The following is a 14,005-nucleotide window of genomic DNA, read 5'->3' as shown; positions in this document are numbered from 1 at the left end:
GCGCCGTCGCTGAACGATGGCCTGGTCGATTGTATGCCTGCCGGGCCAAGTCCACGCTGCAGGACCTGTGGCGTTCGCTGGAGATGGAGAGCGTGGTGAAGCGGAGCGAGGGATAACAAAAACCGGCCGACGATGTCGGCCGGTTTCAGTCTGATGACAAAGTGCTTTGATGCGTTAGCGCTCAGCCGGCATGGATCACGAACAGCGCCGGGCGCTTGTGGAAGTCCGGCGCCTCCTTCGGCCAGTCCTTGACGCGGCGGCTGACGATGGTCTGGCTGGGCAGCGTCAGGTCGGCCGCCACGCACAGCCGGGTCGCCGGGCTCAGCGTCTCGCGCAGTTGTTGCAGCAAGGCGTTGTTGCGGTACGGTGTCTCGATGAAGATCTGCGTCTCGTTGCGCTGGCGCGAACGCTGTTCCAGCTCCTTCACCGCCTTGGCGCGCTCGGTGGCGTCCACCGGCAAATAGCCGTGGAAGGCGAAGCACTGGCCGTTGGCGCCGGACGCCATCAGTGCCAAGAGGATCGACGACGGCCCGATCAGCGGCTCCACGCGGTAGCCCTTCTCGTGCGCCAGCGCCACCAGCTGCGCGCCGGGGTCGGCCACCGCCGGGCAGCCGGCTTCTGACAGCAGGCCCAGGTCGAGCCCTTCGGCCAACGGCTGCAGCAGCGCCGCCACCTCGGCCGGCTTGGTGTGCTCGTTCAGCGTCGACAGCGTCAGCTCGCGGATCGGCGTGGTCACGCCGAGCGCCTTCAAGTGCTTGCGCGCGGTCTTTTCCGCCTCCACCACGAAATGGGTGAGGTGCAGCACGCGGGCGCGTTCCGGCTCGGGCAGCCAGGGCGTGGCTTCGTCGCCGAGCGGGGTGGGGATTAGAAACAGGGTGCCCGCCATCACAGAATCTCCACGCCTTCGTCGCCCAGCATCGTCACCAGCTCGAACAGCGGCACGCCGATCAGCGAGTTGGGGTCGTCCGACTCGATGCGCGCGATCAACGCACCGCCCAGTCCCTCGCTCTTGGCCGCGCCGGCGCAATGCAGCGCGTCCGGCTCGCGTGTCAGATAGTGGCGAATCTGCGTCTCGGACAGCTCGCGCAGTGTCACCCGCGTCAGGCCCACCGTTTCCTGCACCCGGCCAGTAGCGCTGTTCACCAGCGCCAGCGCGGAGTGGAACAGCACGGTGCGGCCGCTCATCCACTTGAGCATCTCCACGCCGCGCTCGAATTCGAGCGGCTTGCCGATCTGCTGGCCGTCGAGCAGCGCCACCTGGTCCGAGCCGATGATCAGCGCTTCGGGAAAGCGCCCGGCGAGCGATTCGGCCTTGGCGCGCGCCAGCCGGGTGGCGGTCTGCAGCGCGGTCTCATTGGGCAGCGGGGTTTCGTCGCAATGCGGCGCCACGGCCTCGAACGGCAGGCCCAGGCGCGCGATGATCTCGCGGCGGTAGAGAGAGGTGGAAGCGAGGACAATCTGCATGGTGTGAATGCTTGATTCTTTTGACAAATCGGGGAGGCGAATTATATCATGCGAGGTTTATGTCTAAACCGATTTTGATCGATCCGCTGAAGTTTGCCCGCGAGGGCCGCTCGCAGACTGGCACCTTGGCCATCTCGGCGCTGGATCAGCGCATACACGACGACCTGTCCGATACGGACGGCGAGGTAAAGTATACCCTCTCCGGCCACGTCGACCCGTTGCGTCGTGCCGTGCTCCGGCTCACGCTCGACGCCACGATTTCCGTGCGCTGTCAGCGTTGCCTCTCCAGCATGCCGTACGTGCTCAAGACCGACTCCTCGATGACGCTGTTCACCGACGAGGAAAAGCTCGAGGCGGCCTGCGAGGCCGACGAAACGCTCGATGCCATCATGGCCGAGCCGGAGTTGGACGTGGTTCGGCTGGTCGAAGACGAAATCATCATGGGCTTGCCGCTATCGCCGAAACACGACGATTGCGGTACGGATGCTCTCGCGCGCGCCAAGACCGACAAGCCGAATCCGTTCGCGGTGCTGGCGGCGCTCAAGGGCTCCAAGTCCGAGTAAACCGGATTCGTGTAATAGAATCTACTTGAAATTCTTAGGAGTTGACCATGGCCGTTCAACAGAACAAAAAGTCCCCGTCCAAGCGTGGCATGCACCGCGCCCACGATTTCTTGATCGCCCCGGCGCTGGCCGTTGAGCCGACCACCGGCGAAGCCCACCTGCGTCACCACATCAGCCCGAACGGCTTCTACCGTGGCCGCAAGGTCGTCAAGACCAAGGGCGAGTAATCGCTTTTTCTCCGCACAAACTTTACCTGTCAAACAACAGGTAGGTTTCACCACCGTACACGTTGATGACTATCACCGTAGCGGTTGATGCAATGGGCGGTGACGTTGGCCTCAAGGTCACCGTCCCGGCATCGATCCAGTTTCTCCAAGACCATCCCGACGCACGACTCATTCTTGTAGGTGACCAGACCGCCCTTGAGGCGGAATTGGCGCTGCATGGCTCCGTCGCGCGCGACCGTCTGCGCCTCCACCACGCATCCCAGGTGGTGGGCATGGACGAATCGCCGCAGCTGGCCATGAAGAACAAGAAAGATTCGTCGATGCGGGTCGCGATCAACCTCGTCAAAGAAGGCGAGGCGCAGGCGGCTGTGTCGGCCGGCAATACCGGTGCCCTGATGGCCACCGCGCGCTTCGTACTCAAGACCATTCCCGGCATCGACCGCCCGGCCATCGCCAAGCTCTTGCCCACCAGCAAGGGCACCAGCTGCATGCTGGACCTGGGGGCCAACGTCGACTGCACGCCGGCGCAACTGCTGCAATTCGGCATCATGGGCTCCGAACTGGTGTCCAGTCTGTCGGGCAAGGCCAACCCCACGGTGGGCCTGCTCAACATCGGCTCCGAAGACATCAAGGGTAACGAGACCGTCAAGCAAGCCGCCGAACTGTTAAAAGACGCCGCGCTGAACTTTTACGGCAACGTCGAAGGCAACGACATCTACCGTGGCACGGTGGATGTGGTAGTCTGCGACGGATTTACCGGCAACGTGGCGCTCAAGACCTCCGAAGGTCTGGCGCACATGATTGCCTCTTTCCTGCGCGAAGAATTCACCCGAAGCTGGTGGACACGGCTGTGTGCGCTGGCCGCCATGCCGGTCCTGAACCACTTCAAGAAACGGGTGGATGCCCGCCGCTACAACGGCGCGAGCCTGCTGGGCTTGCGCGGCATCGTGGTGAAAAGCCACGGCGGCACCGACGCGCTGGGATTCCGGTACGCGCTGGAACAGGCTTGCGAGGAAGCCGGCTCCAGCGTGATTGCTCACATCGCCGAGCGGGTTGCCGAGCAACTACAACACATCAAGCAATCCGAGGCAGCAGCGAACTGAGACACATGGCCTATTCACGCATTCTCGGCACCGGCAGCTACCTGCCGCCGACCGTGCTTACGAATGCGATGCTGGCTGAGCGCATTGATACCAGTGACGAGTGGATCGTCTCCCGCACCGGTATCCGTGCCCGCCACATCGCCGACGAGCAGGAAACCACCAGCGATCTCGCGCTCAAGGCGGCTCAGGCTGCGCTTGCCGACGCGGGCGTCGCCGCCGACGAAATCGACCTCATCGTGGTGGCGACCACCACCCCCGACATGGTCTTCCCCAGCACCGCCTGCCTGCTGCAGGAAAAGCTGGGCGTGCACGGTTGCGCCGCATTCGACGTGCAGGCGGTGTGCGCCGGCTTCATGTACGCGCTGATCACGGCCAACAACTACATCAAGTCCGGCATGGCCAAGAAGGCGCTGGTGGTCGGGGCCGAGGTGATGTCGCGCATCCTCGACTGGCAAGACCGCCGCACCTGCGTCCTGTTCGGCGACGGCGCCGGCGCCGTGGTGCTGGGCGAGTCGGACGAACCCGGCATCCTGCACGCCAAGCTGGCCGCCGACGGCCGCTACAAGGACATCCTGAACACCCCGGCGCAGATCGCCGATGGCAAGATCCAGGGCATGCCCTACCTGCACATGGACGGGCCGGCGGTCTTCAAGTTTGCCGTCAAGGCGCTGTCGGACATCGCCGAGAAGACGCTGGGCGAGGTCGGCATGAGCAAGGACCAGGTCGACTGGCTGGTGCCGCATCAGGCCAACCTGCGCATCATAGAATCCACCGCCAAGCATCTCGGCCTGCCGATGGAGCGCGTGGTGGTGACGCTGCCCGAGCAAGGCAACACCTCGGCCGCCTCGATCCCGCTGGCGCTCGACGCCGCGGTGCGCGACGGCCGCATCAAGCGTGGCCAGACCGTGATGCTGGAAGGCATCGGCGGCGGTTTCGCCTGGGGCGCGGTACTGCTCACCTTCTGATGACACAAGCACGCCAAGGCGTGCGCCGTCCCGGAATTGACGCGATCGGCGTCGGGACGGCGCCCCTTGGCGTTCATCGTTCCTGACGTTTTCTTGGGAGATTCACCATGTCGTTTGCCTTCGTTTTCCCGGGGCAAGGCTCGCAAAGCCTCAACATGATGGACGGTTTCGCCGACCTGCCGGTCGTGAAGCAGACTTTCGACGAAGCTTCCGCCGTGCTCGGTGACGATCTGTGGGCCATGCTCAAGGCCGAGTCGGCCGACGCCATCAACGCCACCGTCAACACCCAGCCGCTGATGTTGGCCGCCGGCGTCGCCACTTGGCGCGCCTGGCTGGCCGTCGGCGGTGCGCTGCCGGTCGCCGTGGCCGGCCACAGCCTGGGCGAATACAGCGCGCTGGTCGCCGCCGGGGCGCTCGGCTTCGCCGATGCCGTCAAGCTGGTGCGCCTGCGTGCCCAGGCGATGCAGGAAGCCGTGCCGGCGGGGGAGGGGGCGATGGCGGCCATTCTCAACCTGTCCGACGACGACATCCGCGCCGCCTGCGCCGAAGCCGCGCAGGGCGAGGTGGTGGAAGCGGTCAACTTCAACTCGCCGGGCCAGGTGGTGATCGCCGGGGCCAAGGCCGCCGTGGAACGCGCCATGGAGCTGTGCAAGGCCAAGGGCGCCAAGCGCGCGCTGCCGCTGCCGGTGTCGGTGCCGTCGCACTGCGCGCTGATGAAGCCGGCCGCCGAGCGTCTCGCCGCGGCCCTGGCCGAGGTGGAGATCAAGGCGCCGTCGATTCCGGTGCTGCACAACGCCGACGTGGCGAGCTACAGCGATCCGGCACAGATTCGCGACGCGCTGGTGCGCCAGCTCTACAGCCCGGTGCGCTGGACCGAAACGGTGCAGAAACTGGCTGCCGATGGTGTGCTGCAACTGGCCGAATGCGGTCCGGGCAAGGTGCTGGCCGGGCTTGCCAAGCGCATCGACGGCAACGTCAAGGGCTTGGCGCTGACCGATGCCGCGGCGCTGCAAGCGGCTTGCGAAGAGCTGAAATAACGCGATCTGCGGTAAAAAAGAGACACTTCTCCGTCGCCGTGTCATTCCGGCGGTGGGGCATTTCGAGGAGAAAGTTGATGAGTCTGCAGGGTAAAGTGGCGCTGGTGACCGGCGCGTCCCGCGGCATCGGTGCGGCGATTGCCGAAGCACTGGCCGCCGAGGGAGCCAAAGTCATCGGCACCGCCACCTCCGAGGCAGGGGCCGCCGCCATCGGCGAGCGCCTGGCGGCGCAAGGCGGCGTGGGCATGGTGCTCAACGTCGGTGAAGAGGGGGCCATCGAGACGCTGGTCGACACCATCGCCAAGGAATACGGCGACATCGCCATCCTGGTCAACAACGCCGGCATCACCCGCGACGGTCTCTTGATGCGCATGAAGGACGAGGACTGGGACGCCATCATGGACACCAACCTGCGCTCGGTGTTCAAGGCCTCCAAGGCCGTGCTGCGTGGCATGATGAAGGCGCGTTGGGGCCGCATCGTCAACATCGCTTCGGTGGTGGGCGCGATGGGCAACGCCGGCCAGACCAACTACGCGGCCGCCAAGGCCGGCATCATGGGCTTCACCAAGTCGATGGCGCGCGAAGTGGGCAGCCGTAACATCACCGTCAACTGCGTGGCGCCGGGCTTCATCGACACCGATATGACCCGCGCACTGCCGGAAGCGCAGCGCGAGATGCTGGTGCAGCAGATCGCCCTGGGCCGTCTCGGCGACGCCAAGGACATCGCCGATGCCGTGGGCTTTTTGGCATCGGATCGCGCGGCCTACATCACCGGCCAGACATTGCATGTGAATGGTGGCATGCTGATGCCCTAATCCGCCTGTTCGCGGGCGGTTAAAGCATTTAGGTAGGCTACTCTAAATTTTTTTTGTAGAATACTCGGGTTTTGTTATCCCGAATCAGAAAGGTAAAGGGTTAATACAAATGGAAAACATTGAACAGCGCGTCAAGAAGATCGTTGCCGAACAACTGGGTGTGAACGAAGCCGAAGTGAAAATCGAATCTTCCTTCGTCGACGATCTGGGCGCTGACTCCCTGGATACCGTTGAACTGGTGATGGCTCTGGAAGAAGAGTTCGAATGCGAAATTCCGGATGAAGAAGCCGAGAAGATCACCACCGTTCAGCAAGCGATTGACTTCGTCAACGCTCATCTGAACAAGTAATTTTTTTCGCTGTACCCAGGGACCTCTGCCCGATAGCGCCATGCGCTCGCAGCAGAGGTCCTTTTTGTTGGCGACTTCGAAACGGGTGTCATGTGCGCCCCGGTTTTGTCTGATCTGGGTGCGGCCGTTTCGAAACAATCGGGAGAACGCCCTCCCTGCCTTTGCGGAGAAAGCCCCGTGACCAAACGTAGAGTAGTAGTAACCGGCCTTGGCCATGTGTCCCCGATTGGCAACGATGTTGCCTCCGGCTGGGCCAACCTGCTGGCCGGCAAGTCCGGCATCGGCACCATCACCCGTTTCGACGCCAGCGACCTGGCGTGCCAGATCGCCGGTGAGGTGAAAGATTTCAACATCGGCGACTACATCGCGCCGAAGGATGCACGCCGCATGGACGTGTTCATCCATTACGGCATCGCTGCGGCCTTCCAGGCCATCGCCGATGCCGGGCTCGAGGACGTTCCCGATCTCGACAAGACCCGCGTCGGCGTCAACATCGGTTCCGGCATCGGCGGCCTGCCGCTGATCGAGGAAACCGGCGTGGCCCTGATGGAAGGCGGTCCGCGCAAGATCGGCCCGTTCTTCATCCCGGGTTCGCTGGTCAACCTGATCGCCGGCCACGTGTCGATCTTCAAGGGCTACCAGGGGCCAACCTACGGCATCGTTTCCGCCTGCACCACCGGCGCGCACTGCATCGGTGACGCCGCGCGCCTGATCCAGTACGGCGACGTCGACGTGATGGTGGCAGGTGGTGCCGAAGGCGCCATCTCGCGTCTGGGCATCGGCGGTTTTGCCGCGATGAAGGCACTGTCGACGCGCAACGACGATCCGGCCACCGCGTCCCGTCCGTGGGACAAGGGCCGTGACGGTTTCGTGATGGGCGAGGGCGCCGGCGTGCTGGTGCTGGAAGAGTACGAACACGCCAAGAAGCGTGGCGCCCGCATTTATGCCGAGCTGATCGGCTTCGGCATGAGTTCGGACGCGCACCACATCACCGCGCCGAACAGCGAAGGCCCGGCCCGTGGCGTGAAGAACGCGCTGCGCGATGCCGGTGTCAACCCGGACGAGGTGGACTACGTCAATGCGCACGGTACCTCCACTCCGCTGGGGGATGCCAACGAGACTACCGCACTGAAGCTGGCTTTCGGCGATCACGCCAAGAAGCTGGTGGTGAACTCGACCAAGTCGATGACCGGTCACCTGCTGGGTGGCGCAGGTGGCGTCGAGGCGCTGTACTCGGTGCTGGCGCTGTACAACCAGGTGTCGCCGCCGACCATCAACCTTTTCGAACAGGATGTCGAGGGCGGTTGCGATCTGGACTACGTCGCCAACACCGCGCGCGAGATGCCGATCAATGTGGCGATCTCCAACTCCTTCGGCTTCGGCGGCACCAACGGCACGCTGGTCTTCAAGCGCGTCTGAGCCGTCCTGAAGCGTCATTGACAGCCGAAACCGCTGCGTTACACTCGCAGCGGTTTTTCTTTTTTCGGCCAACGTCGTCCCGACGCGGGCCCAGGACCGGTCATGTTTACCGAACGACTCGATGTTTCCCCCGATCTGTTGGCGCTGCACGCCGCCGATCGGGCCCGTTTTCCCTACCTGCTGATGTCTTCCGGCGAGCAGGGCTGGGACATGCTGTTCGCCCTGCCGGGCGAGACCCGGCTGTTTTACGACGGCGAGGGTGGCGCGTTTCTCGACGCGGTGCGCGCCATCACGCCGCAGGCGGTGGACAACCCGCACCGGCTGCCCTTCGTCGGCGGCTGGTTCGTGTTTCTCGGCTACGACCTGCTGTCGGAGTTCGAGCCCAGCGTGCCGGCCGGGGTGCCGGACAGCTTCCCGCTGGCGGCGCTGGCGCGCGTGCCGGCGGCGGTGCTGCTCGACCGCGCGGCCGGCCAGGGCTGGCTGGTGGCAGAAAGCGCTGAGGCGCTGGCGGAACTGCGCGCCAGGGTGGGGGCCGTGGCGCCGTTCACGCCGCGCCCGGTGGCACTGCAAAGCCTGACGGAGGACGCCCCGAGCTGGTACACCGACGCCGTGGTGCGGCTCAAGCGTTACATCGTCGAAGGCGACGTGTTCCAGGTCAACATCTCGCGCGGCTGGCGCGCCACGCTGGCCGAATCGGTGCGCGCCGCCGACCTGTTCGCCGCGCTGCGTCGCGCCAACCCGGCGCCGTTCTCGGCGCTGGCCGATTTCGGCGCGGCGCAGATCGTCAGCTCGTCGCCGGAGCGGCTGGTGCGGGTCCGGGACGGCTGGGCCGAGACACGGCCGATCGCCGGCACCCACCCGCGCTCGCCCGACCCGGCGGAGGACGCCGCGCTGAAACAGCGCCTGATCTCCAGCACCAAGGAGCGCGCCGAGCACGTCATGCTGATCGACCTCGAGCGCAACGACCTCGGCCGCATCAGCCAGCCCGGCACGGTGGAGGTGAACGAGCTGATGGCGGTGGCCAGCTACGCCTACGTGCACCACATCGAATCCAACGTGCGCGGCCGGCTGCGCCCCGAGGTGACGCCGGCCGAGGTGCTGCGCGCGCTGTTCCCCGGCGGTACCATCACCGGCTGCCCCAAGGTGCGCACCATGCAGATCATCCGCGAGCTGGAAGCCGGTGCGCGCCGCGCCTACACCGGCAGCCTGGGCTACCTCAACCGCGACGGCAGCATGGACCTGAACATCCTTATCCGCACCTTCATGCAGGAAGGGCAGCAGCTGCGCTTCCGCGCCGGCGGCGGCATCGTGGCCGACTCCGACCCCGAGCGCGAGCTGCAGGAGACGCGGCACAAGGCGCGCGGCCTGCTGCGCGCGCTGGGCGTGGAGCAGGGCTGATGGCGATGCTGATCGACGGCGTGCCGGGCGAGCAGGTCTCGGCGCTCGATCGCGGCCTGGCCTACGGCGACGGCGTGTACCGCACGCTGGAGCTGTTGGCCGGCCGGCCCCGGCTGTGGCGCTGGCAATGGCAAAGGTTGGCCGAAGACTGCGCCCGGCTGGCCCTGCCGCTGCCGGACGAGCGTCTGGTCCTGGCCGAACTGGCGCTGGCCGCGGCCGGTCTCGAGCGCGCGGTGGCCAAGATCGTGCTGACGCGCGGCGTCGGGCGGCGCGGTTACGCCATGCCGGCCGACGCGGTGCCGACGCGCCTCGTCTCGGCCAACGCCTGGGCTGGCTACCCGGCCGAACTGGCGGAGCAGGGGGTGACGGTACGGCGGTGCGAGTTGCGCCTCGGCCAGCAGCCATGCCTGGCCGGCATCAAGCACCTCAACCGGCTGGAGAACGTGCTGGCGCGCTCGGAATGGAGCGACCCCGCGATCCACGAGGGGCTGCTGCTGGACAGCGAGGGTTATCTGGTCGAGGGCACCATGAGCAATCTGTTCCTGCTGAGCGGTGGCGAACTCGCCACGCCCTTGCTCGACCGCAGCGGCGTGGCCGGTGCGCTGCGCGCCTGGGTGCTGGACAACGCCCCGGCGCTCGGCCTGGCGGTGCGTGAGGCACGCCTGACGCTGGCCGATCTCGACGCCGCCGAGGCGGTGTTCCTGTGCAACAGCCTGATCGGGATCTGGCCGGTGGTGCGGCTGGGGGAGCGGACCTGGCCGATTCCGCAGGCCTTGCGGGCGCTCATGGCACAGCTCGCGGCGGCGGCCTGAAAAGCACACACGATCGTGGCGCGGAGCGCACCAGGCTCCTGCAACGATGCACTTCGCGGTATTCCGCCCCTCCGATCTTTCGCCAACGGCTTGGCGCTGCACGGTTTCACGCGGCGCCGCTCAGGGCGCCGGGCCCGCTTCGTCCAGTGGCTGGAACCATTCGGCGTGGCGAGGGCCGCTCAAGGCCGCGATGCCATGGCGTTGCTCGGCTTCGGCCAACGTGGCGGCAAATACCGCGTCGTCGGCGATTCCTTCGTAAACCTCCATCCAGGTAGTGGGGTCGTCGCGCCGGCGTAGCAGCCGCGCGCTCACCCCGCAGCGCGCGCACAGCTCCTGCTGTAACGCCTGCACCGTCTGGCGCAGCCTGGCGTCGGGCACGGCGACCTGGTAGTACAGGTACAGCGAATGCATCATGGTGTTCTCCCCGGGATGCTGAATCGACCTTTGCTCGGCAGCCGCCCGGCAAAATCGCTTATGATAGACCCTTTACCATAGTTCACACGCCGCGCCGGCCTGCCGGAGCGGTCTTGCCGGGTTGAAGGGGAAAAACGGTGCAGCAAGGCATCAAGACCTTGGTGGTGGTCGGAGTCGGTCTGATCGGCGGCTCGTTTGCGCTGGCGCTCAAGCGCGCCGGCCTGGTGGAGCGCGTGATCGGCGTCGGCCGCACGCTGGAGAATCTGCAGCGCGCCCTGCAACTGGGCGTGGTGGACGAGATCAGCCAGGACATCGCCGACGCGGTGACGCAGGCGGACATGGTGCTGCTCGCCACGCCGGTCGGGCAGATGGGCGCACTGTTGGCGGCCATGGCCGACACCTTGCCGGCGCACACCATCGTCACCGACGCCGGCAGCACCAAGAGCGACGTGGTCGCACTGTTCCGCCAGCATCTGCCGCAGCAATTGGCGCGCTGCGTGCCGGCCCACCCGATCGCCGGCTCCGATCTGTCCGGCGCCGTCGCCGCCCAGTACGGCCTGTACGAAAACCGCAAGGTGGTGCTGGCGCCGCTGGCCGAAACCGGCGCCGACGCCAGCGAGCTGGTGAGCCGCCTGTGGCAGGCCTGCGGAGCCAAGGTGCACGTGATGAGTGCCGCCGAGCACGACGCGGTGTTCGCCGCCGTCAGCCATCTACCGCATCTCTTGGCCTTTGCCTACGTCGACATGATCGCCGGCAAGGACGACGCCGCGCGCTGCTTCGACTTCGCCGCCACCGGCTTTCGCGACTTCACCCGCATTGCCGGCAGCCACCCGGAAATGTGGCGTGACATCAGCCTGGCCAACCGCGCGGCGCTGCTGGCCGAGCTCGACGATTACCGTGCGGCGCTCGACCGGCTGCATGCCCTGCTGGCAGCGGGCGACGGCACCGGTCTGGCCGAGGTGTTCGACACCGCGCGCGCGGCACGCGTGGCGTGGAATCAGCGCTTCATGCGCCAGGGATAGGCCATAGAAAGGGCAAGAACGATGACGATCTGGGTGGATGCCGATGCCTGTCCGGTGGTGATCAAGGACATCCTGTACCGCGCCGCGGAGCGTACCGCCACGGCGCTGGTGCTGGTGGCCAACCGCTTGCTCGCCACGCCACCGTCTGCGCATATCCGCACGGTACAGGTGCCGGCCGGCTTCGACGTCGCCGACAACTACATCGCGCAGCAGGTAGAGGTGGGGGATATCGTGATCACCGCCGACATTCCGCTCGCTGCCCAGGTGGTGGAGCGCGGCGCTCTGGCGCTCAACCCGCGCGGCGAGCTGTACAGCGACGCCAGCATCCGCGAGGCGCTGGCGCTGCGCAACTTCATGACCGAGCTGCGCGACAGCGGCGTCGCCACCGGCGGCCCGGCACCCTTCGGCCAACGTGAGCGCCAGGCCTTCGCCGCCCAACTCGACCGGCTGCTGGCAAGGCGGCGCTAGCGCTCCTGCGGCAGGGCGGCGCGGATCACCCCTTCCTTGTCGGCCGGCTGCCAGCCGTCCGGCTTCAATATCTTGCCGTCGGCACGCCGCCGCACCTGGCCGTCGACGCATTTGCGCAGGTTGGCGGCGTGGATTTCCCGCGCCATCTCGGCCACCGGCAGGCCCTGCGACAGCAACAGCCCGGTCAACACGTTCATCACGTCCACTCCTTCGGCGGCGAGCTCCGCCATGCGTCGCACGCGCTCGGCCTCGTCCACGCCGGCCAGCGACTTGTACTCGGCGAGCGCCTGCCAGAATTCGGCCAGTTCCTCGCGCAGCATGGTTTCCCATAAGGTCAGGTCGGCCGGCTGCGGCGTCGGCTGGGCGGGCGGGGTCAGGTCGAAGCGCTGCATGAACTCGCGGCGCAGGGCGAAGAAGTCGGTCATGGCGTTGAAGTCGAGGGTGTTGATCAATATATTGTCATCGATTTGCCTGTCGATAACAATATAAGGTGTTTTTACATGAAAAAAGCGCCCGCTGGCGGGCGCTTTGCGTGCCGACGCGGAGGCGCTCAGCGCGTCAGCGAGGCCAGCACCTCGAAGTAATCGGGGAAGGTCTTGGCGACGCACTTGGGGTCGTTGATCACCACCGGAGTGCCCATCAGCGCCACCAGCGAGAAGCACATCGCCATGCGGTGGTCGTCGTAGGTGTCGATCTCGGCGTTGGGCGTCAGCGCCGCCGGCGGGGTGATGCGGATGTAGTCGCGGCCTTCCTCCACCGTGGCGCCGACCTTGCGCAGCTCGGTGGCCATCGCCGACAGGCGGTCGGTTTCCTTGACGCGCCAGCTCTCCACGTTGCGGATGGTGGTGGTGCCGTCGGCCGCCAGCGCCGCCACGGCGATGGTCATCGCGGCGTCGGGGATGTGGTTGAGGTCGACGTCGAGCGCCTTGAGGCCGCCGGCCGGGGCGCTGGCCTCGATCCAGTTGTCGCCCATGCTGATGGTCGCGCCCATCTCGCGCAGGGTGTCGGCAAACTTCACGTCGCCCTGGATGCTGTCTCGACCGACGCCTTCCACCCGCACCGGCCCGCCGGCGATGGCGCCGGCGGCAAGGAAGTAGGAGGCGCTGGAGGCGTCGCCCTCGACGTGGATCTCGCCCGGCGAGAGATAGCTCTGGCCGGCGGCAATGGTGAAGCGCTGCCAGCCCTGGCGCTCGACCTTGACGCCGAAGCGCGCCATCAGGTTGAGCGTGATCTCGATGTAGGGTTTGGAAATCAGCTCGCCGACCACCTCGATGGTCACCGCTTCGCTGGTCAGCGGCAGCGCCATCAACAGCGCGGTGAGGAACTGGCTCGACACGTTGCCCTTGACCGGGATCACCCGGCCGGCGTCGATCGTCGCCGGGGCGATCGCCAGCGGCGGGAAGCCCGCGTTGCCGAGGTAACGGATGTCCGCGCCGGCCACGCGCAGCGCGTCGACCAGGTCGCCGATCGGCCGCTCGTGCATGCGCGCCACGCCGGAGAGCTGGTACTCGCCCTGCATCAGCGCCAGCGCCGCGGTCAGCGGGCGGAAGGCGGTGCCGGCGTTGCCGAGGAACAGTTCGGCCTGTTTCACCGGAAACGCCCCGCCCACGCCGTGCACCACGAAGTCGCGGCTGTCGCCGACCTGCTCGATGATCACGCCCAGCAGGCGCAGCGCGCCCAGCATGTGGCGGATATCGTCGGAGTCGAGCAACTCGCGCACCAGCGTCTTGCCCTGGGCCAGCGCGGCCAGCAGCAGGGTGCGGTTCGAGATGCTCTTGGAGCCGGGCAGGCGGATGGTGCCCGACAGGCGGGGGGAGGGCGAAAGAAGCAGCTGTTCCATGGGATCGGATTCTTGAACGGTTCGGTCTGAGTCATCGCGGCACGACATCGGATCGTACCGCCTTCGGCACTCCACTGTACCCGTGTGGCCGCCGTCTAGGCAAACCGGG

Annotated in this window: 17 protein-coding genes; 12 read left to right on the top strand and 5 right to left on the bottom strand. The window is 66.3% G+C overall.

The window, feature by feature from the left end:
• Window positions 1–181: 181 nt before the first annotated feature.
• Together AC3WG5_RS15130 and AC3WG5_RS15125 are read right to left on the bottom strand one after the other, a co-directional pair.
• A complete protein-coding gene (locus tag AC3WG5_RS15130) occupies window positions 182–886 on the bottom strand; it encodes an SAM-dependent methyltransferase (RefSeq protein WP_492569338.1) in 705 nt (234 codons plus the stop codon).
• On the bottom strand, window positions 886–1,464 hold the full coding sequence (locus AC3WG5_RS15125) for a Maf family protein (protein ID WP_492569337.1): 579 nt from the start codon (window positions 1,462–1,464) through the stop codon (window positions 886–888). Before AC3WG5_RS15125 ends, AC3WG5_RS15130 begins: the two co-directional genes overlap by 1 nt.
• A 59-nt stretch (window positions 1,465–1,523) precedes the next feature.
• Between AC3WG5_RS15125 and AC3WG5_RS15120 the strand changes: the two genes are divergently transcribed.
• From AC3WG5_RS15120 to pabC, 10 genes are all read left to right on the top strand, one after another.
• Complete coding sequence (locus tag AC3WG5_RS15120) at window positions 1,524–2,027, top strand: YceD family protein (protein WP_492569336.1); 504 nt, start codon at window positions 1,524–1,526, stop codon at window positions 2,025–2,027.
• Between the two features lie 47 nt (window positions 2,028–2,074).
• Window positions 2,075–2,254, top strand: a complete 180-nt coding sequence (gene rpmF, locus AC3WG5_RS15115; RefSeq protein WP_008954998.1) for a 50S ribosomal protein L32 — start codon at window positions 2,075–2,077, stop codon at window positions 2,252–2,254.
• Window positions 2,255–2,319: 65 nt separating this feature from the next.
• Complete coding sequence (gene plsX / locus AC3WG5_RS15110; RefSeq protein WP_040653009.1) at window positions 2,320–3,357, top strand: phosphate acyltransferase PlsX; 1,038 nt, start codon at window positions 2,320–2,322, stop codon at window positions 3,355–3,357.
• Window positions 3,358–3,362: 5 nt separating this feature from the next.
• Window positions 3,363–4,322 carry a beta-ketoacyl-ACP synthase III gene (locus AC3WG5_RS15105; RefSeq protein ID WP_008955000.1) on the top strand — a complete coding sequence of 320 codons (960 nt, stop codon included), beginning with the start codon at window positions 3,363–3,365 and terminating at the stop codon, window positions 4,320–4,322.
• Window positions 4,323–4,429: 107 nt separating this feature from the next.
• Entirely contained in the window at window positions 4,430–5,359 is a 930-nt protein-coding gene (fabD, locus tag AC3WG5_RS15100; RefSeq protein WP_492569333.1) for an ACP S-malonyltransferase, read from the top strand.
• Between the two features lie 77 nt (window positions 5,360–5,436).
• Window positions 5,437–6,174, top strand: a complete 738-nt coding sequence (fabG, locus tag AC3WG5_RS15095) for a 3-oxoacyl-ACP reductase FabG (protein ID WP_492569332.1) — start codon at window positions 5,437–5,439, stop codon at window positions 6,172–6,174.
• Between the two features lie 109 nt (window positions 6,175–6,283).
• Window positions 6,284–6,523, top strand: a complete 240-nt coding sequence (gene acpP, locus AC3WG5_RS15090) for an acyl carrier protein (protein ID WP_008955003.1) — start codon at window positions 6,284–6,286, stop codon at window positions 6,521–6,523.
• A 177-nt stretch (window positions 6,524–6,700) separates the two neighbouring features.
• On the top strand, window positions 6,701–7,942 hold the full coding sequence (gene fabF, locus AC3WG5_RS15085) for a beta-ketoacyl-ACP synthase II (protein WP_008955004.1): 1,242 nt from the start codon (window positions 6,701–6,703) through the stop codon (window positions 7,940–7,942).
• Window positions 7,943–8,044: 102 nt separating this feature from the next.
• Window positions 8,045–9,340: an aminodeoxychorismate synthase component I gene (locus tag AC3WG5_RS15080; protein ID WP_492569331.1), complete on the top strand. Its 1,296-nt coding sequence runs from the start codon at window positions 8,045–8,047 to the stop codon at window positions 9,338–9,340.
• Entirely contained in the window at window positions 9,340–10,152 is an 813-nt protein-coding gene (gene pabC, locus AC3WG5_RS15075) for an aminodeoxychorismate lyase (RefSeq protein WP_492569330.1), read from the top strand. The genes AC3WG5_RS15080 and pabC overlap by 1 nt, the downstream gene beginning before the upstream one ends.
• 120 nt (window positions 10,153–10,272) lie before the next feature.
• Here pabC and AC3WG5_RS15070 read toward each other — a convergent pair whose 3' ends face one another.
• Window positions 10,273–10,566 (bottom strand): DUF4936 family protein, encoded by a 294-nt coding sequence (locus AC3WG5_RS15070; RefSeq protein ID WP_492569328.1) that lies wholly within the window; start codon window positions 10,564–10,566, stop codon window positions 10,273–10,275.
• A 137-nt stretch (window positions 10,567–10,703) separates the two neighbouring features.
• On the opposite strand from AC3WG5_RS15070, the gene AC3WG5_RS15065 reads away from it, so the two are divergent.
• Both AC3WG5_RS15065 and AC3WG5_RS15060 read left to right on the top strand, forming a co-directional pair.
• A complete protein-coding gene (locus AC3WG5_RS15065; protein ID WP_492569327.1) occupies window positions 10,704–11,588 on the top strand; it encodes a prephenate dehydrogenase in 885 nt (294 codons plus the stop codon).
• Between the two features lie 21 nt (window positions 11,589–11,609).
• Complete coding sequence (locus AC3WG5_RS15060; protein ID WP_492569325.1) at window positions 11,610–12,056, top strand: YaiI/YqxD family protein; 447 nt, start codon at window positions 11,610–11,612, stop codon at window positions 12,054–12,056.
• Here the strand turns inward: AC3WG5_RS15060 and AC3WG5_RS15055 are convergent.
• Entirely contained in the window at window positions 12,053–12,508 is a 456-nt protein-coding gene (locus AC3WG5_RS15055) for a pyrophosphohydrolase domain-containing protein (protein ID WP_492569323.1), read from the bottom strand. The two genes, AC3WG5_RS15060 and AC3WG5_RS15055, sit on opposite strands and share 4 nt — an antisense overlap.
• Window positions 12,509–12,606: 98 nt before the next feature.
• Window positions 12,607–13,896 carry a 3-phosphoshikimate 1-carboxyvinyltransferase gene (gene aroA, locus AC3WG5_RS15050; RefSeq protein ID WP_492569321.1) on the bottom strand — a complete coding sequence of 430 codons (1,290 nt, stop codon included), beginning with the start codon at window positions 13,894–13,896 and terminating at the stop codon, window positions 12,607–12,609.
• Window positions 13,897–14,005 lie beyond the last annotated feature (109 nt).

It is taken from the genome of Pseudogulbenkiania sp. FW507-F1 (assembly GCF_058781125.1).
This window is presented reverse-complemented; position numbering and strand designations above follow the sequence as displayed.